Below are 17,731 nucleotides of genomic sequence, written 5' to 3'. Positions count from 1 at the left end.
CTCCTCAGGCGCTCGGCGCGTGGGCCAGGACGCGCGTGTCGTAGCGGTTGGCGGGACGCGGCAGCCCGAGAGACTCGCGCAGTGTGGCCCCCGGGCGAGGAGCGGCGACGAGCCGGGCGGCGCGCAGGGCGGGCAGCACGTCGCGCGCCAGCACCGGCAGGTCGACGTCGAGCACCGCGGGCAGCAGCCGCACGCCGTCGACCGGGCGGCGGCCGTCCGGGCCGGGCGTGGCGAGCTCGGTGAGCAGGGCGACCAGCCCGGCCGCGCTGCCCACGTGTCGCAGGGCGCGCGTGTCCCACGGCGACCGGACACCGGCGGGGGTGCTGCCGTCCAGCACGGCCAGGCGGTCCGCGCCGGTGCGCCCGCCGGCGTCGAGGACGACCTCGATGTCCACCCCGGCGCGCGGCGAGCGCTCGCGGGCGGCGGTCACGTTGCCCCTGGCCGCGCCGACGCCGGCGCCGCCGACGAGCGTGACGTCCACGAGCGCCTCGGCGCCGTCGAGCAGAGGCGGCACGTCGCCGTCGGCCGCCAGCACCACGAGCTGCCCCTGGGGCGGCCGGGGCGTGATGAGCGGGCCCTTCACGGAGAAGGTCTCGCCCACGAAGTCCACGTGGTGCACGCGGCCGCGGTCGATGTACCGGCCGGTGGGGACGTCGCGGATCACGGCGTCGTCCTCCCACGAGTCCCACAGGTCCCGGACCACCCGCACGACGTCGCGCGCCTCGCGCGGCAGGTCGCCGACGACGGGGCGGCCGTAGGCGTCGGCCGTCGCCGCGTCGCGGGTGACCGCGGCGAGCCAGCCGGCGCGCCCGCCCGCCGCGATGTCCAGCGACGCGAGCTGGGCCGCGACGTGGAACGGCTCGGGGTAGGTGGTCGGCACCTGCGGCACCAGGCCGATCGCCGACGTCGTCCGGGAGACGAACGCCGCGCGCGTGACGGCCTCCAGGCGGGCCGACGCCGGCGAGCCCGCGACCGCCGGGAGCAGGGCGTCCGTGAAGGAGACGAAGGTGAGGCCGGCGTTCTCGGCCTGCCGGACCGTGCGCGCCAGCCGGGTGCCGGACACGAGGTCCGGCCCGGCCAGGCCGGACACGGCGGCGGCCGCGGGGTGCGCGCCGGCGCCGTCGGCGTCGAGGCCGACGAAAAAGGGCGAAGGGGGCTGTGGAGCGGACAAGAGAACCTCCGATGTCGTCGCGGCGCACCCCCGCGGACCTGCCGCGGACGCCGACCGCGCGCAACATAGCCCCGCCCCCGCCGAGCGCAATGCCCCTGCGGGATCGTCTCGGCATCCGGTCGCCGACACCCACCGCACGTGTCAGACGTACAGGTCACCCGAGGGACCCGTACGTCTGACACGTCGGGGGAGGGTCAGCCGACGCGGCCCGGGCCGCCCGTGAGGGTGCCCGGCAGCAGGGCGCGGAGCTCCTGCTCCTCCTCCGGCGTGGGGACCCAGCGGGTGGCCAGGAGGTTCTCGTCGAGCTGCTCCGGCACCGTGATGCCCGTGATCACGCTGGTCACCGTCGGCTGGGCCAGGAGCCAGCCCAGGGCGAGCGCGCTCGGCGTGACGCCCCGGTCGGCGGCGAACCGCTCGAACTTCTCCAGCGCGTCCCACGGGGCCTCGCCCAGCAGGTACGTCTTGAGGTTGGTGATCTTGGCGCCCTCGGGTGCGCGGTCGCGGGCGTACTTGCCGGTCAGCAGCCCGTTCTGGAGCGGGAAGTACGGCAGGAACCCGAGGCCGAAGTGGTCCAGCGCCCCGATCAGCTCCTCCTCGGGCTTGCGCCACAGCAGGCTGTACTCGTCGGTGGTCGACACGAAACGGCTGTAGCCGTGCGCGGCGGCGACGTGGTCGGCGTCGGCGAGCTGCCAGGCCTTGAAGTTGGAGGCGCCCACGTACCGCACCTTGCCGTCGCGCACCAGGGTGTCGAGCGCGGAGAGGGTCTCCTCGATCGGCGTGAAGGGGTCCGGGAAGTGGATCTGGTACAGGTCGATGTAGTCCGTGCCGAGCCGGCGCAGGCTGTCCTCGACGGCGGCCAGCACGTACTTGCGCGCCCCGGTCCGACCGTACGAGGGCCCGCGGTCGGCCGCGAGCGACCGGCCGAACTTGGTGCCGATCACCACCTGGTCGCGCCGCCCGGCCAGCGCCGTGCCGAACAGCTCCTCGGACAGGCCTGTGCGGTCGCCGTAGCCCTCCGCGATGTCGAAGTACGTGACGCCCAGGTCGATGGCGCGGTCCACGATCCGGTTGACCTGCTCCTGCCCGACGGCGCGCATGCCGCTGCGGCCGAACGTGCTGGCGCCCACGCCGAGCTCGGACAGGACCAGGCCGGAGCGGCCGAGCGTGCGGTACCCGGCGGGGAGGCCGGTGGTGGCGGGCACGGTCACTCCTCCGTCCCCGACACCGACGGGCCGGACGGAGCCGACAGGCCGGACGGCGCCGACGCCGCCGCGAACTGGTTGGGCGGCACGGGCAGCCCGAAGTGCCCGCGGAACGTGTCGGCCTCGTACTCGGTGCGGAACACGCCCTTGTCCTGCAGGATCGGCACCACCTGCCCGGTGAACCGCTCGAGCTGGTCGAGCATGGCCGGCGACTGGATGTTGAAGCCGTCGGCGGCGCCCTGCTCGAACCACTCGATCAGGGTGCCCGCGACGTCGTCGGCCGTGCCGATGGCCAGCGGGAAACCACCCCCGATCGAGTTGTGCAGCAGGTCGCGGCCGCGCACGGTGCCGGCCTCGACGGTGCGGCCGGTGCGCTGCGCGATGGTGCGCAGCAGCTTCTGCCCGACGTCGTTCAGCTCAGCCGCCAGCGAGGGCGTCAGCACGCCGTCGAGCCCCAGCGGCCGCAGGTCGGCGCCGGTGCGCTCGCCGATGGACCGCAGGCTGCGCGCGCCCTTCGGCAGTGGCGCGCGTCCGCGCTGCGCGGCCTGGAACGCCTCGCTGGTGTAGTAGTCCTCGGGCTGGTCGCCGGCGACGGGGTCGTCGTCGACCGGGAGCCCCGCGTTGAGCCGGTCGAAGAGGTCGATCGCCTCCTCGCGGGTGTCGCCGATGACGGGCGTGATGCCCGGCAGGAAGAAGACGGGCTCCTCCCGGCCGCGCAGGCGCAGCGCCCGCGCGCGGACGTCGGCGTTGAACTCCGCCGAGGCCTCCAGGGTGGGCGGGCCGGTGAAGTTGATGTCGCAGTACTGCGCCGTGAGCTCGCGGGAGAGCTCGGAGCCGCCCGCGTACAGCAGCGGCACGTGGCCCTGCGGCGGGCGCAGCATGGGCAGGGTCCCGGCCACGGAGAAGAACTCGCCCTGGTGCTCCAGGCGGTGGATCTTGCTCGGGTCGAGGTACTGCCCGGACTCCTTGTCCTGGAGGTAGGCGCCGTCCTCGACGCTGTCCCAGAGCTTGCGGATCACGTCGATGAACTCGGCCGCGCGGCGGTAGCGGCTCTCGCCGCCCAGGTCCGGAAGGCTGAAGTTCTTGGCCGCGAGGTCGTTCGCGCCGAGCACCACGTTCCAGGCCAGCCGCCCGCCGCTGAGGTGGTCGAGCGACGCGGTCAGCCGGGCCAGGATGTACGGCTCGTAGAAGGTGGGGTGGGCCGTCACGGCCAGGCCGATCTTCGACGACTGCAGCGCGAGCTGGGAGGCCAGCGTGAACGGCTCCAGCCGCCCCGCGTTGTGCGTGGTGCCGTAGTGCTCGCGGTAGACGTCGCCGGGCAGGGTGTCCCCGAGGAAGAAGAAGTCGAACTTGGCGTCCTCGACCAGCTTGAGCACCTGGGCGGGGTAGGCGAGGCCGAACGGGTCGGGCGTGGCCGACTCCGGCAGGCGCCAGCCGCCCCAGTGGGTGCCGTTCAGCCAGTACATGTATCCGAGGTGCAGCTGCCGCTGTGCCGGCTCGCCCATGTCGGGGTCCTTTCGTTCGGTGCGGTCGTTCGTGGTGCGGTCGTCGGTCATGCGGGTGTCGTCCGGACGTCGGCGGCAGCCCCCGGGATGGAGGCCAGCAGCCGCCGCACGTAGTCGGTCCGGGGGCTGGAGATGACGTCGGCCGCGGGGCCGTGCTCGACGACGTCGCCGTGCCGGAGCACGAGGACCTCGTCGGAGAGCTCCGCGACCACGCCCAGGTCGTGGGACACGAACAGGTACGTCAGGGAGAGCCGGTCCTGGAGGTCGAGCAGCAGGTCGAGGATCTGCCGGCGCACGGTGACGTCGAGCGCGGACACCGGCTCGTCGAGCACCAGCACCTCCGGGTGCGGCGCGAGCGCGCGGGCGATGGCCACGCGCTGCCGCTGGCCGCCGGAGAGCTCCGCGGTGTAGCGGTCGGCGACCGACGCCGGGAGCCCGGTGACCTCCAGCAGCTCGGCGACCCGCCGGGCCCGCTCGGTGCCGCCTCGCCGGCCCGGCCCGCCGATGCGGTGGCCGGTGAGCGGCTCCTCCAGGATGGAGCGCACGGTGGTGCGCGGGTTCAGCGAGGCGAACGGGTCCTGGTAGACCATCTGGACCTTGCGGTACAGCCTCGCCTGGCCGGCGCCCCGGCGGTGGTGGACCACGGGCTCGCCGTCGACCGTCACCGTGCCGGAGGTCGGTGGCGTCAGGCCCGCCAGGAGCCGGACCAGCGTGGTCTTGCCGGAGCCGGACTCGCCGACGATGCCCAGCGTGGTGCCCCGCCGCACCTCGAAGCTCGCCCCGGCGACGGCGGTGACCGCCGTCCGCCCGCGGTGGGCGGGGAACGTCCTGGTGACGTCGCGGGCGCGGACCACCACGGGGGCGTCGGGGGCGACCCGGCCGGCGGTGTGCTCCTGCCGCGCAGCGGCGGCGTCGGCCCCGGAGAAACCGAGCGAGGACGAGCGCAGCAGCTTCTCGGTGTAGGGGTCGCCGGGGTCGGCCACGACCTCGCGCGTGCGGCCCGAGCGCACCAGGGCGCCGTCCTTCAGCACGGCGATCTCGTCGGCCCGCTCCGCGGCGACGCCGAGGTCGTGCGTGACGAGCAGGACGGCGAGGTCGTGCTCCGCGACGAGGGTGCCCAGCAGGTCCAGGATCGTCTTCTGCACGGTCACGTCCAGTGCCGTGGTCGGCTCGTCGGCCACCAGGAGCCGGGGACCCGTGGACATCGCCGCGGCGATCAGCACCCGCTGGCACATGCCGCCGGACAGCTCGTGCGGATAGGCGCCGTAGACCTTCTCGGGGTCGCGCAGCCCGACCTTGCCGAACAGGTCGATCACGCGCTCGCGGCGCTCGGCCTTGCCGGCCAGGCCGTGGGCGCGCAGCGGCTCGCCCGCCTGGACCCCGACGGGCAGCAGCGGGTTGAGGCCGAGCAGGGCGTCCTGCGGGATGTACCCGATGTCCTTGCCGCGCAGGGCACGGTGCTCGCGCTCCGTCAGGTGGGTCAGGTCGCGGCCGGCGAAGATCACGCGGCCGGCGGTCACGCGGCCGTTCTCGGGCAGGGTGCCGGTGACCGTGCGGCCCAGCGTGGACTTGCCGGAGCCGGACTCGCCGACCAGGGCCAGCACCTGGCCGGGGCGCAGCGACAGGCTGACGTCGTCGAGCACCCGGACGGGGGCCCGGCCCGGCAGCGTGAACCGGGCGCCGACGCCGTCCAGGACGAGCAGGGGTTCAGGCGACGACACGGGTTCTCCCTCGGTCGATGGAGCGGCCGATGCGGTAGACGGCCAGCACGGAGAGGACGATCACCAGGCCGGGCAGGAGGCTGAGCCACCACTGCCCGGCGATGAAGGTGCGGCCCTCGGCCACGAGCAGGCCCCACTCGGGGGTGGGCGGCGGAGCGCCCAGGCCGAGGAAGCTCAGCGAGGCGACGGTGAGGATGGCGCTGCCGATCTCCATCGTGGCGTAGGCCAGCACCGACCGGGAGGCGTTCGGCACGACGTGCCTCAGCAGCCGGTAGGCGTAGCCGTGGCCGGCGAAGACCGACGCCTCGACGTACCGGGAGCCGCTGACCTTGAGCACCTCCGACCGCATGAGGCGGGCGAACGTGGCGGTGCTGTTGATCCCGATGGCGACGGCGATGTTGATGGTGCCGTGGCCCAGCGCCGAGATGATCGCCAGCGACACGATGAGGCTCGGCACGGCGAGCATGACGTCGACGACGCGCATCAGCACGCTGTCGAGCCAGCCGCGCAGCGCACCGGCCACCAGCCCGATCAACGAGCCGCTGACCAGCCCGATCAGCACCGCCACGACCGCGGCCTGCAGCGAGAGCCGGGTGCCGTGGACGGTGCGCGTGAACTGGTCGCGGCCCAGGTCGTCGGTGCCGAACAGGTGCTCGGGACCGGGCGGGAGCAGCATGGCGTCGCCGCTCTGCGCGAGCGGGTCGCCGGGCGCGAACAGGCCGGGGGCGAGCGCCGCCGTGACGATCAGCACCAGCCACACCCAGGACACCAGCAGGCTCGGCGTGCGGGCGACGTCCAGCAGCGCGCCGAGCCACCTGCGCCGTCGGCCCGCGCCGGGCCGCGGCGGGACCGGCGCGGCCGGTCCCGCCGCGACCGCGGTCCCTGTCTGCGTGACGGTCATCAGCCCTCCAGCCGGATGCGCTTGTCGACCACGGGGTGGACGAGGTCGACGACGAAGTTGACGGTCACGAAGATCAGCGCGCTCACGGTCACCGCGACCAGGACGACGGGCATGTCGCGGCCGTTGACGGAGTCGACCACGAGCCGGCCGATGCCGGGCCGCGAGAAGACGGTCTCCGTGAGCACGGTGCCGCCCACCATCACGCCGATGAGTGTGCCGAGCGCCGTGATGACCGGCAGCGCCGCGTTGCGCAGCGCGTGCCGCACCACGACGTCGAACCTGCTCAGCCCCCAGCTGCGTGCCGTCTCGATGTACGGCGAGGTCAGGGCGCCGCGCAGGTTCGCCGTCAGGAGCTGCGAGATGGTCCCGCCGCCCGCCACCGCGATCGACAGGGACGCCACGAGCAGGCCCAGGAAGGTGTCGTCCCCGAAGGCGTCGATCCAGCCGACCCGGAACGCGACCACCTGCACCAGCACGAGCGCCACCAGGAACGGCGGCAGCGAGACGGCGACCGGCGGCAGCGACACGAGGAGCTCGCGCAGCCACCGCCAGTCCGTGAGCTCGATGACCACCGACAGCGTGACGCCGAGCACGACCGCCAGCGCCAGGCCGACGAACGCGAGCTGCAGGGTTGCGGGGAACGCCTCGAAGAACACCTCGACGGCCGGACGCCGCTGGTAGAGGCTGTCGCCGAAGTCCCCGAGGACCGCGCCCGACAGCGCGTCCCCGTACTGCACCAGGACCGGGCGGTCCAGGCCGAGCAGCTCGCGCTGCTCGGCCAGGAGCTGCTCGACGTCGCCGCCGGACGCGCCCATCGTGAGGCCGCCGGCCGCGTCGCCCGGCACGATGTAGAGCAGGAAGAACGCCCCGGTGAACGCGCCCCACACCACGATCGCCGCGTAGCCGAGGCGTCGTAGGCCGTATCTCAGCAGACCGGAACGCACCTCACTGCTCCGAGAGCCAGGCGTTGTAGAGGTACTGGTCCAGGCCCACCGGAGTGATGTCGTGCACCGAGGGCTGGAACGCCCAGATGTCCGTGTCGTTCACGATCGGCAGCACGTAGGCGTCCTCGACCAGCAGCCGGGCGGCCTGGTCGACGATCTTCTGCCGCTCGCCGGCCTCGATCACGGTGTTCTGCTTCTGGAGCAGGTCGTCCAGCTCCTGACCCCGGGCGTCGTCGTCCGCGATGAACGAGCGGTTCGAGCCCGTCGCGACGCCGTAGTTGGCCCGCAGCACGTCCGGGTCGGGCGTGGAGTGGTACCAGTAGGCGATGTCGTACTCGCCCGACAGCAGCTTCTCGTTCGCCTCGGCGTCCAGCGGCGGGTCGAGGACCAGCTCGATGCCGAGCTCCTTCCACTGCGCCTGCACCACCTGCTCGGCGGCGCCGTCGCGCGGGAAGCGGAAGGAGAGGCGGTCGCCGTCGGCGTTCACCCGGATGCCGTCTTCACCCGTCTCGGACCAGCCGGCCTCGTCCAGGAGCCGCGCCGACAGCTCCGGGTCGTACGTGAGGAACTCGCTCTGGTCGGAGTAGAAGGGGTTGGCCCTGCTGAGCGGGCCCGTCGCGGCCTCGTCGTAACCACCCGAGACCAGCTGGGTGAACTCCGCGCGGTCGATGCCGTGCTGCAGGGCCTGGCGCACGCGGACGTCCTTGAGGATCTCCGACGAGGTGTTGACCGGCCACTCCGTGCCCGTCGCGGGGTTGGTGGTCTCGGTGATGGTCAGGCCCGCGGCCTCGAGCTGGTCCACGTACTTGGCGTTGACCCAGTAGACGAACTGCAGCTCCTCACCGCCGATGACGGCGCCGTTGCGCACCGAGTCCTCGGGGATGATCTTGTAGACCACCTCGTCGAGGTAGGCCGGGCCGGTGCGTTCGAAGTACTCGGGTGCCCAGTCGTAGTCCTCGCGCTTCTTCAGCACGATGCGCTGGTTGGGCGTGTACTCCTCCAGGTAGAACGGGCCGGAACCGTCCAGGAACGTCTGCCGCTCCTCGACCGGGAGCGCGGCCGTCTTCGCCGAGACGATGCCGGCGTGGGCCCGCGACAGGCTCACCAGGAACGCCGCGTTCGGCTCGGCGAACTCCACCTCGACCACGTGCTCGGACGGCGTCCGGATCTCCTTGATGCCCTCGACGATCGTCTTGGCGCTGGAGTGGATGCCGGGACGGTCCAGGCTCTCGAAGTTCTGCTTGACCACCTCGGACGTCAGCGCGGTGCCGTCGTGGAACGTCACGTCGTCGCGCAGCGTGAACGTGTAGACACGAGCGTCCTCGACGGTCCACTCCGTGGCCAGCCAGGGCTCGATCTCCTTGGTCTCCGGGTTGAAGAAGACCAGCGAGTCCGTCAGCGCGCGGGCCGCGGTGCGCCACACCTGGTTCACGACGGCGGCGTCGACCCCGTTGGGCTCGGCGGCCAGGCCGATGTTCAGCGTGCCCCCGAACCGGTCCTCCTGCGGGACGGTCGCGGACGAGGCCTCGGATCCGGCGCCGCAGCCCGCGAGCACCAGGGACACCAGCACGGCGGCCGCGGTGGCGGCCGGCCCCCGGCGTCCGCGCCTTCTCGTGGCGGGCCTTCTCGTCGTGGTCACGTGTCTTCCTCCTCGGATCGGGAACGTCGGTGACACCGCCCCGTGCAGTGCGGCGGGAATGAGACGGGAAAAAATCCGACGAGTCAACCAATCCGGCAAAGAGTCCATATAGTGGGCGGTCGGCGGAGCCAGCCCCGTCATCAGGCGCGACAGCGGTCCCCCGTCGCCCGACCGGCATGTGAGACGCCGAACTGGGGCATTGACGAAGGGCCCGCGGCATGAGTGTCTGGCCTTCCGTCCACCCCACGGAGCACTCATGACAGCCATCGACGCCTTTCAGGTCACCACCCCGACCGAGACAGCTCCCGTACCGCCGGCCCGCGTGCCGGCCCGGATCACCCGAGCACCCCGGGCGCACCAGCCCGACCCCGCGACCCAGGCCGTGCGCGACGAGGCGCACGACCCCCAGTCGTCCGAGCGGGCCGGCCGGCTCGCAGCCGCCCGAGCCCAGGTGGCCGCGCGCTACGGCGTACCCGCCCGGCGGGCCGACACCGCCGCACCCCAGGTCGCCGCAGCCGTCGCCGCCGCGGCCGACCTGCCACGGTCCGTGCTGGACGTCCAGCTCGGGCACCGCTCGGTCCGGCGGTTCCTGCCCGGACCGCTGCCACCCTCGGTGCTGCCCACGCTGGTGGCCGCCGCCCAGTCCGCTCCCACGTCGTGCGACCTGCAGCTCTGGAGCGTCGTGGCCGTCACCGACCCGGCCCGCCTGGCTCGCGTGGCCGACCTGGCGGGCAGGCAGGGGCACGTACGCGACGCCCCGCTCCTGCTCGTCTGGGTCGCCGACGTGGCCCGCGTGCGCACCCTCGCCGAACGGCGCAACACGGCCGTGCACGCGACCGGGTACCTGGAGACCACGGTCACCGCGTTCGTCGACACGGCGCTCGCGGCCCAGAACGCCGCAGTCGCCGCCGAGTCGCTGGGCCTGGGCACCGTCTACCTCGACGGCGTCCGGGACCGGCCCGAGGCGCTCGCGGCCGAGCTGCGGCTGCCCCGGGGCACCGCGCCCGTCGTGGGGCTGCTCGTCGGCAGACCCGATCCGGCCTTCGCCGGCCGGGTCACACCGCGCCTGCCGCAGACCGTCGTGCTGCACCACGAGACCTACGACACGACGCGGCAGCTCCGCCCCCTGGCCGCCTACGAGCGGCGCATGACGGAGTTCTACCGCGCCCAAGGGCTCGACGGCGGGTGGGCCGGCCGCGTGCTGTCCCGGCTGCGCGGGCACGGTTCGCTGCGGGGGCGGGAGCGGCTGCGCTCGGCCCTGGCGGCGCTGGGGCTGCCGTCCTGGTGACCTTCCCGCCGTCTCGCCATCCGAGAGCCTGACGCCGCACCTTGCCGACGGCGGGCGCCGGTGGTGCGCTGCGGGCATGACCACAGCCAGCAGCCCCACCGCGCCCGTCCCCGCCCGCACCCTGGGTTCCGGCCCGCACGCCCTGACCGTCTCCGCGGTCGGGTTCGGCGGCATGTCCGTCGCCGACTCCTACGGCCCCGCCGACGCCGCCGAGGCCGAGGCGGTGCTGCTGCGCGCCCTCGACCTGGGCGTGACCCTGATCGACACCGCCGACGTCTACGGTCACGGCCGCAACGAGGAGCTGATCGGCCGGGTGCTCGGCCCGCAGCGCGACCGGATCGTGCTGGCGAGCAAGCTCGGACTGCCGCCCGCGGGCGGCCACCCGGACGGGCGTCCCGTCGACGGCCGCCCGGAGTACGTGCGCCGCGCCGTCGACCGGTCGCTCGGCCGCCTCGGCACCGACCACCTGGACCTCTACTACCTGCACCGGGTGGACCCGCAGGTGCCGGTCGAGGAGACGGTCGGCGCCCTGGGTGAGCTGGTCGCGGCGGGCAAGGTGCGTGCGATCGGGCTGTCCGAGGCGGGCGCCGAGACCGTGCGGCGCGCGCACGCCGTGCACCCGGTCACCGCGGTGCAGAGCGAGTACTCGCTGTGGACCCGGGACCCGGAGGACGCCGTGCTGCCCGCGCTGCGCGAGCTCGGCATCGGGTTCGTGCCGTTCTCCCCGCTGGGCCGCGGCATCCTCACCGGCACCGTGGACTCGACCGACTCCCTCGCGGCCGACGACGTGCGCTGCAGCCACGCCCGGTACGCCGGCGAGGCGTTCGAGCACAACCGGGCGCTGGTGCGCGCCCTCGAGACCCTGGCGGCCGACCGCGGCGTGACCACCGCGCAGCTCGCGCTCGCGTGGCTGCTGGCGCAGGGCGACGACGTGGTGCCCATCCCGGGGACCAAGCGGCTGCGCTACCTGGAGCAGAACGTCGCGGCGGCGTCGCTGGTGCTGACGGCCGAGGAGGTGGCGGTGATCGGCGCCGTCATCCCGCGCGACGCCGTCCAGGGGGTGCGGCACCCGCGCCCGGACCTGCTGGAGGCGTGAGCGGACCCGGTCCGAGACCGGCGTCGTGGCCTACCCGGTGACCGGGCCCGGAACCAGCCGGTTCTGGGCCCGATCACCGGGCGCGCGACGGGTCCGGACGCGCGATCCCTCAGATCGCGGTGTCGTCGCCGATGCGGTGGTAGGCGCGGTTCTTGTAGACCAGCGGTGAGGCGTCGGGCTCGCTGCCACCGTTGGTCAGGCTCGACGCGAGGGCGCGCAGCGAGACCAGGTAGCTGTCGCCGATCGGGGTGCGCTGCACCACGCGCGCGCGGAACCAGGACACGGCACCGTCGATCACGGGCTCGCCCGTGGGCAGGGGGGTCCAGCCGCCGTCCGCGAAGCGGTCGATGCCGCTGGTGGCGAAGCGGGCCGAGACGTCGTCCTGATGGTCGGCGAGGAAGCTGACCGCAAGGGTGCTCGCCTCGGAGATCGCGGGCCAGGACGAGGAGGTGGAGGCGAGGGAGAAGGCGAGCAGCGGGGGAGCGGCCGACACCGAGATCACCGACGTGGCGGTGAAGCCGACGGGCCGGCCCTCGTGCAGCAGCGCCACGACGGCGACGCCCGCGGGGTGGTTGCGGAAGACCGTCTTGAACTCCTCGGGGCTGAGCTGGGGCTCGTCCTGCTGGGCCAAGAGCTCCTCCAGGGCGGACAGGTCGATGTTCTCGGCGGTCATCGCACGACCTCCTGCGTGCTGCCCACTCCTGCGCCCACCCGGACGGGCGCACCGTCCGGGTCGACGGCGAACCCGGCCGCCCGACGCAGCGGCTCGCCCGCGCCCGCCAGCCACGTGCCGACGACGCCGTCCAGGTCGGCGAGCTGCGCCTCGGTGACGGTCAGTGAGCGGGTCGGTACCACGGCGCCCAGCTCGACGAGCACGGGCCGCAGGTGCACCTCGCCGGCCAGCGCGTGTGCGGGGCTGCCCGAGACCACGAGCGGCACGGCCACCACGCCGGCCAGGCCGTCGTTGCCGTACAGGTCGAGGAACGCCTTGAGCAGGCCGGTGTACGCCGCCTTGTAGACGGGGGTGGCGATCACGGCGACGGTGGCGTCCGCGAGGCGCTCCTTGGCCGCGTCGGCCGTCGGGTGCTCGGGGGCCAGGATCTCGGTGGCGAACGTGGCCAGGTCGATCGTGGTGACGTCGTCGATACCGAGGTGGGTGGCGATGCCGTGGGCCGCCACCTCGGCGGCGTGCAGCGTGCGCGACCCGGGACGGGGGTTCCCGGAGAGGACCACGACCGTGGCTGCGGGCGGGACGGAGATCGGAGAGGTCGGTGAGGTCATGCGTGGGCTCCTCGCAACGTGTTGAGCTCGGTGGTCGCGCGGTGGGCGGTTGGTCGTGGCGAGGTATAGGCGGCAGATCCGGAGTTGACCAGGAGGAGGCCCGGACTTCTCACCATGCGGACCGGGACGTGCCAGCGGACGGCGCGCACCGGCCGAGTACCCTCCCCGGAGAACCCGCGCTGCCGCCCGCCGATTCCCGAAGGCGCCTCCCCCGGGGGCGTCCCGAGCCGCCGTCCCGGGGCGCCGCCGCCCGCGGCACCCTCGTGCTGGTCGGCAAAAGGTCAGGTGGTCGGCAGCCCGGGCTGCCGACCACCTGACCTCTTGCCGACCAGCTGACGTCCTACCGACCAGCTGACGTCCTACCGACCAGCCACCACGTCCGCGGCGTGCGAGAACCAGGTCTCCCGGGCGCCGCCGTCGTACCCGACGGAGTTGAAGTACTCCCAGCCGAAGACGCCGCCGAAGTCCGCGTGCTGCGCCACGAGCGAGCCGACCGTCGCGTCGAAGGTGGGCCAGTCCACGTACCCGCTGCAGTTGCCCGGGTTGGTGACGGTGCCGGCGACCACGCGGTCCGGCGTGAAGCCGTTGGCGAGGATTTGGTCGTAGACCGTCGTGGTGCGCAGGTCGCCCCAGCCGCAGTAGAACTGCGTGTTGTACCAGTCGATCCGGTCGCCCGCCTGGCGCTCCAGCTCGGCGTAGGAGAAGCCACCGGAGAAGCTCGTCCGTCCGGCCATGTCGGTCGCCACGGGCGTCAGGGTCACGATGAAGTCCGCGCCGAAGTCGGCGCGCAGCGCGTCGATCAGGTGCACCGTGTCCGCCAGGGAGAACGTCTCCTCGATGTCGAGGTCGACGCCGTCCAGGCCGTACGTGCGCAGGAAGTCGCGCAGCACGGGGTAGAACCGGTCGAAGTCCTCGCGCAGGTAACGGTAGGTGCCCGGCGCGGCCCCGCCGAGGAACGCGCTGACCGTGACGCCCTGGTCCTGCATCGTGGCCAGGTCGTCCCACATGACATCGAGCTCGTCGTGGTCGGCGGGGATGTCGTTGACCGTGAGCGACGCGTCGGAGTTGAGGTGGATCGCGCCGACGTTCATGTCGGTGACCGAGCCGAGCAGCGGCGTGGGGTCGACGTACCGGCGCACGCCGTCCGACCCGGTCTCGTAGATCGTCTGGTAGAACGCCAGCACCCGGTGGGAGGCGGTGGCCGGGGCCTGCTCCAGTTCCTCGGCGGGTGCCGGTGCGGGGCCGGACGCCGGTGCGGGGCCGGGCGCCGGTGCGGAGGCGGCGGGGCCGGCCGCGGTGGTCAGGGCCAGCAGGCCGGCCGCGAGGGCGGCGCCGATTCGGGCGAGCGAGCGGTGCATCGTGGGCTCCCTTGATCTGCGTGCGGTGGGCATCTCGGACGGCGGCGAAGCGCTGTGGAGCACCCCGGGACGCTATCCGGGGTCGGACTCCCCGGACAAGCACCGGCCGTCACCCCGGTGGAAATCCCTCATACCGCGAGCTGAGCCGCATTCAGCAGGCCGCAGACGGCCGCGACGTGCCATGTTCCGGTCGCGTCCGGCCTGCTACGCCGCTCAATGCCGCTCAATGCCGCTGCTGCCGGAGAACGGCCGAGGCCGGGCCTCCCCTCGTGGGGAGCCCGGCCTCGGTGTCGTGCAACCGCGACTGCGTCAGGCGGCGACGGCGGCGCGCAGCTTGGCGCCCAGCTCGGCGTCGACGTTCGTCCAGTACTGGAAGAAGCGCTCGCGGATCTCGTCGACCGTGATCGACTGGCCCTGGCCGGTCAGGGTCTCCAGCAGACGGGCCTTGGCGCCGTCGTCGTAGACCTCGCGGTAGAGCATGCCCGGCTGGACGAAGTCGCCGTCCTCGCTGTGCAGCGTGGCGGCGGTGCGGACCAGCTCGCCGTCCGACTCCCAGGCGCCGTCGTGCCCGCGGGCCGGGTCGGCGACGGGGCCGCCGAACGAGTTCGGCGCGTAGTTGGGCGTGCCCACCTCGTTGAAGTGGTGGCGCTGCGAGCCGTCCTGCGAGTAGTTGTACACGGGGGCGGCGTGCGGCTGGTTCACCGGCACCGACTGGTAGTTGGTGCCCACGCGGTAGCGCTGCGCGTCCGGGTAGGAGAACACGCGGGCCATCAGCATCTTGTCGGGCGAGATGTCCGTGCCCGGGACCTGGTTGGCCGGCGACAGGGCGATCTGCTCGATCTCCGCGAAGTGGTTCTTCGGGTTCCGGTTCAGCGTGAAGTGGCCGAAGTGGATCAGCGGGTAGTCGGCGTGCGGCCAGACCTTGGTCAGGTCGAACGGGTTGAACCGGTACGTCTTCGCGTCCTCGTACGGCATGACCTGGACCTTGATGTCCCAGACCGGGTTGTCGCCGCGCTCGATGGCCTCGTACAGGTCGCGGCGGTAGTAGTCCGCGTCCGCGCCGGCGATCTTCTCCGCCTCCTCGTTGCTGAGGAACTTCACGCCCTGACGGGAGATGAAGTGGTACTTGACCCAGAACTTCTCGCCGGCGGCGTTGGTCCACAGGTAGGTGTGCGAGCCGTAGCCGTTCAGCTCGCGCCACGAGGCCGGCAGGCCACGGTCGCCCATGAGGTAGGTGACCTGGTGCGCCGACTCCGGCGACAGGGTCCAGAAGTCCCACTGCATGTCGGCGTCGCGCAGACCCGACCACGGCAGGCGCTTCTGCGAGTGGATGAAGTCCGGGAACTTGATCGCGTCGCGGATGAAGAACACCGGCGTGTTGTTGCCGACGATGTCGAGGTTGCCCTCGGTCGTGTAGAAGCGCAGGGCGAAACCGCGCACGTCGCGCCAGGTGTCGGGGGAGCCCATCTCGCCGGCCACGGACGAGAAGCGCAGCGCCACCTCGCCCTTTGCGCCGGGCTGGAAGGCGGCGGCGCGCGTGTACTGCGACACGTCACCCGTGATCTCCCACTCACCGAAGGCGCCGCCGCCCTTGGCGTGCACGATGCGCTCCGGGATGCGCTCGCGGTTGAACTGGGCGAGCTTCTCGACCAGGTAGCGGTCGTGCAGGACCGTGGCGCCGTCGGCGCCGACCGTCAGCGAGTGCGCGTCGCTGGCGACCGGGGTGCCGGTCTGCGTGGTGGTGTAGGGAGTAGTCATTCAGACGTGCCTTCCTGTGCTGCTTGCGGGGGTTCTTGCGGGGTCCGGCGGGTCATGACGTCTCAGCGGCAGTCGGGGCACAGGCCCCAGTAGGTGACCTCGGCGGTCTCGACCACGAACCCGTGGTCGTTGCTCGGGGCCAGGCACGGGGCGTGGCCGACCGAGCAGTCCACGTCGCCGATGGCGCCGCACGAGCGGCACACGACGTGGTGGTGGTTGTCCCCGGTGCGACGCTCGTAGCGCGCCGGGTGCCCGGCAGGCTCGATCCGGCGCAGGAGACCGGCGTCGGTCAGTGCGTGCAGCACGTCGTAGACCGCCTGGACGGACACGGTGCCGATCTCGGAGCGGACGGAGCCGAGGACGTCGTCGGCCGTGGCGTGCTGCCGGTCGCCCACCGCGTGCAGCGCCGCCACGCGGGCAGCGGTGACGCGCAGGCCGGCACCGCGGAGGAGGTCCTCGGGCGTCGCTGCGGCGGGGGTGGTCGACGTCATGACCACGACCCTAGACCCTAAACTGGAATGATTCCAGTTGAGCGGTGGCACCGGTTTCGCCCGGTGAAAACCGGAGCGGCCGACCTCACACCGGTCCGTCTGGCGATCGGTCTCGTGCTGCTGGTACCGTGTACCCACGACCGACCCGGTGCGAGCCGGGTGCGCAAAGTGGATCCCATCCCACCCGAGTCACGACAGAGCGCCGCAAGGTGCCGACAGAGGCCGGGTCCTTGGTCGGGTGTCGAGGCTTGGATAACAAGCCGACGCATCCTTTCCTCGTGATGGCCTCCACCTGTGTTCAGGGCGGGGGCCATTTCCCGTTCCTGGTGGTCAATCAACGACTTCTGAGGAGCATCACCATCACCGAGCCTCGCATCAACGACCGGATCCGTGTCCCCGAGGTCCGTCTCATCGGCCCTGGCGGGGAGCAGGTCGGCGTGGTTGCCACGGCGGTCGCCCTGAAGCTCGCCCAGGACGCTGACCTCGACCTCGTCGAGGTCGCGCCGGACGCCCGCCCGCCCGTCGCCAAGCTCATGGACTTCGGTAAGTTCAAGTACGAGTCCGACATGAAGGCGCGAGAGGCGCGGCGCAACCAGGCGAACACGGTTCTCAAGGAGATCCGGTTCCGCCTCAAGATCGACCCGCACGACTACGGCACCAAGAAGGGCCACGTCGAGCGCTTCCTCTCGGCCGGGGACAAGGTCAAGGTCATGATCATGTTCCGTGGTCGTGAGCAGTCACGCCCGGAGATGGGCCGTCGTCTGCTCGAGCGCCTCGCGGAGGACGTGTCGGAGCTCGGCTTCGTCGAGTCGATGCCGAAGCAGGACGGCCGCAACATGACCATGGTCCTCGGGCCGGTCAAGAAGAAGGCGGACGCCAAGGTCGAGCAGCGCAAGCGCGCTACGGAGATCAACGCGGGCCGCATGACCAAGTCCGAGGCCAAGGCCCAGGCCCGTGCGGCGGAGTCGCCCGAGGCCGAGGAGCTCGCCGAGGACCAGGTCACCGAGACGGTCGAGGCCCCCGTCGAGGAGCCGGTCGCGGTCGCCGCACCGGAGCCTGTCGAGGAGCCCGCTGCGCCCGTCGCACCGGAGCCCGTCGAGGAGCCGGCCGCGGACGAGGCGCCCGTCGCCGAGGAGGCCGCTCCGGTGGCACCGAAGCCGGCCGCCAAGGCAGCGCCCAAGCCGGCCGCGAAGCCTGCGGCCAAGGCGGCGCCCAAGCCTGCTCCGACCCCCAAGCCGGTGCCGAAGCCCGCGGCCCCCAAGCCGCGCGCCCCGCGCAAGGCCGGCTGAGGTCGCCCAGACCACAACGACACCGGGCCGGCTTACCGGCCTCGGTACACGTCGCCGCTCCAGCAGCGGTCGACCGACATGAGGAGA

General features: G+C 72.7%; 15 protein-coding genes. 3 read left to right on the top strand and 12 right to left on the bottom strand.

Annotation, left to right across the window (positions count from 1 at the left end; genetic code table 11):
* Nucleotides 1-4: 4 nt before the first annotated feature.
* The 7 genes from ACO229_RS12085 to ACO229_RS12055 all read right to left on the bottom strand — a co-directional run bounded on the left by ACO229_RS12085 (nt 5) and on the right by ACO229_RS12055 (nt 9,083).
* Nucleotides 5-1,171 carry an LLM class flavin-dependent oxidoreductase gene (locus tag ACO229_RS12085; protein WP_423465080.1) on the bottom strand — a complete coding sequence of 389 codons (1,167 nt, stop codon included), beginning with the start codon at nt 1,169-1,171 and terminating at the stop codon, nt 5-7.
* 194 nt (nt 1,172-1,365) lie between these two features.
* Nucleotides 1,366-2,373, bottom strand: a complete 1,008-nt coding sequence (locus ACO229_RS12080) for an aldo/keto reductase (RefSeq protein WP_423465079.1) — start codon at nt 2,371-2,373, stop codon at nt 1,366-1,368.
* 2 nt (nt 2,374-2,375) lie between these two features.
* A complete protein-coding gene (locus ACO229_RS12075) occupies nt 2,376-3,929 on the bottom strand; it encodes an LLM class flavin-dependent oxidoreductase (protein ID WP_423465078.1) in 1,554 nt (517 codons plus the stop codon).
* Complete coding sequence (locus tag ACO229_RS12070) at nt 3,926-5,599, bottom strand: dipeptide ABC transporter ATP-binding protein (RefSeq protein WP_423465077.1); 1,674 nt, start codon at nt 5,597-5,599, stop codon at nt 3,926-3,928. Before ACO229_RS12070 ends, ACO229_RS12075 begins: the two co-directional genes overlap by 4 nt.
* Nucleotides 5,586-6,500: an ABC transporter permease gene (locus ACO229_RS12065; protein ID WP_397432468.1), complete on the bottom strand. Its 915-nt coding sequence runs from the start codon at nt 6,498-6,500 to the stop codon at nt 5,586-5,588. The genes ACO229_RS12070 and ACO229_RS12065 overlap by 14 nt, the downstream gene beginning before the upstream one ends.
* On the bottom strand, nt 6,500-7,444 hold the full coding sequence (locus ACO229_RS12060) for an ABC transporter permease (protein ID WP_423465076.1): 945 nt from the start codon (nt 7,442-7,444) through the stop codon (nt 6,500-6,502). The genes ACO229_RS12065 and ACO229_RS12060 overlap by 1 nt, the downstream gene beginning before the upstream one ends.
* Nucleotide 7,445: 1 nt before the next feature.
* On the bottom strand, nt 7,446-9,083 hold the full coding sequence (locus ACO229_RS12055) for an ABC transporter substrate-binding protein (RefSeq protein ID WP_423465075.1): 1,638 nt from the start codon (nt 9,081-9,083) through the stop codon (nt 7,446-7,448).
* 256 nt (nt 9,084-9,339) lie between these two features.
* Between ACO229_RS12055 and ACO229_RS12050 the strand changes: the two genes are divergently transcribed.
* Together ACO229_RS12050 and ACO229_RS12045 are read left to right on the top strand one after the other, a co-directional pair.
* Nucleotides 9,340-10,371 (top strand): nitroreductase family protein, encoded by a 1,032-nt coding sequence (locus ACO229_RS12050; protein WP_423465074.1) that lies wholly within the window; start codon nt 9,340-9,342, stop codon nt 10,369-10,371.
* A 76-nt stretch (nt 10,372-10,447) separates the two neighbouring features.
* On the top strand, nt 10,448-11,467 hold the full coding sequence (locus tag ACO229_RS12045; RefSeq protein WP_423465073.1) for an aldo/keto reductase: 1,020 nt from the start codon (nt 10,448-10,450) through the stop codon (nt 11,465-11,467).
* A gap of 109 nt (nt 11,468-11,576) precedes the next feature.
* Here ACO229_RS12045 and ACO229_RS12040 read toward each other — a convergent pair whose 3' ends face one another.
* From ACO229_RS12040 to ACO229_RS12020, 5 genes are all read right to left on the bottom strand, one after another.
* Nucleotides 11,577-12,140: a flavin reductase family protein gene (locus tag ACO229_RS12040; protein WP_397432476.1), complete on the bottom strand. Its 564-nt coding sequence runs from the start codon at nt 12,138-12,140 to the stop codon at nt 11,577-11,579.
* Entirely contained in the window at nt 12,137-12,748 is a 612-nt protein-coding gene (locus ACO229_RS12035; protein ID WP_423465072.1) for an NADPH-dependent FMN reductase, read from the bottom strand. The genes ACO229_RS12040 and ACO229_RS12035 overlap by 4 nt, the downstream gene beginning before the upstream one ends.
* A 359-nt stretch (nt 12,749-13,107) precedes the next feature.
* Complete coding sequence (locus ACO229_RS12030; protein ID WP_423465071.1) at nt 13,108-14,106, bottom strand: glycosyl hydrolase family 18 protein; 999 nt, start codon at nt 14,104-14,106, stop codon at nt 13,108-13,110.
* A gap of 309 nt (nt 14,107-14,415) precedes the next feature.
* Nucleotides 14,416-15,864: a catalase gene (locus ACO229_RS12025; RefSeq protein ID WP_397432480.1), complete on the bottom strand. Its 1,449-nt coding sequence runs from the start codon at nt 15,862-15,864 to the stop codon at nt 14,416-14,418.
* Nucleotides 15,865-15,926: 62 nt separating this feature from the next.
* Complete coding sequence (locus ACO229_RS12020) at nt 15,927-16,355, bottom strand: Fur family transcriptional regulator (RefSeq protein ID WP_397432481.1); 429 nt, start codon at nt 16,353-16,355, stop codon at nt 15,927-15,929.
* Between the two features lie 326 nt (nt 16,356-16,681).
* Between ACO229_RS12020 and infC the strand changes: the two genes are divergently transcribed.
* Complete coding sequence (infC, locus tag ACO229_RS12015; protein WP_397432540.1) at nt 16,682-17,644, top strand: translation initiation factor IF-3; 963 nt, start codon at nt 16,682-16,684, stop codon at nt 17,642-17,644.
* The last annotated feature ends 87 nt before the right edge of the window (nt 17,645-17,731 follow it).

The sequence above is a fragment of the Promicromonospora sp. MS192 genome, assembly GCF_049532985.1.
In the GTDB taxonomy this organism is placed as follows: domain Bacteria; phylum Actinomycetota; class Actinomycetes; order Actinomycetales; family Cellulomonadaceae; genus Promicromonospora.
Note: the sequence above shows the minus strand (reverse complement) of the source record. Positions and strands in the feature narration are given on the sequence as shown.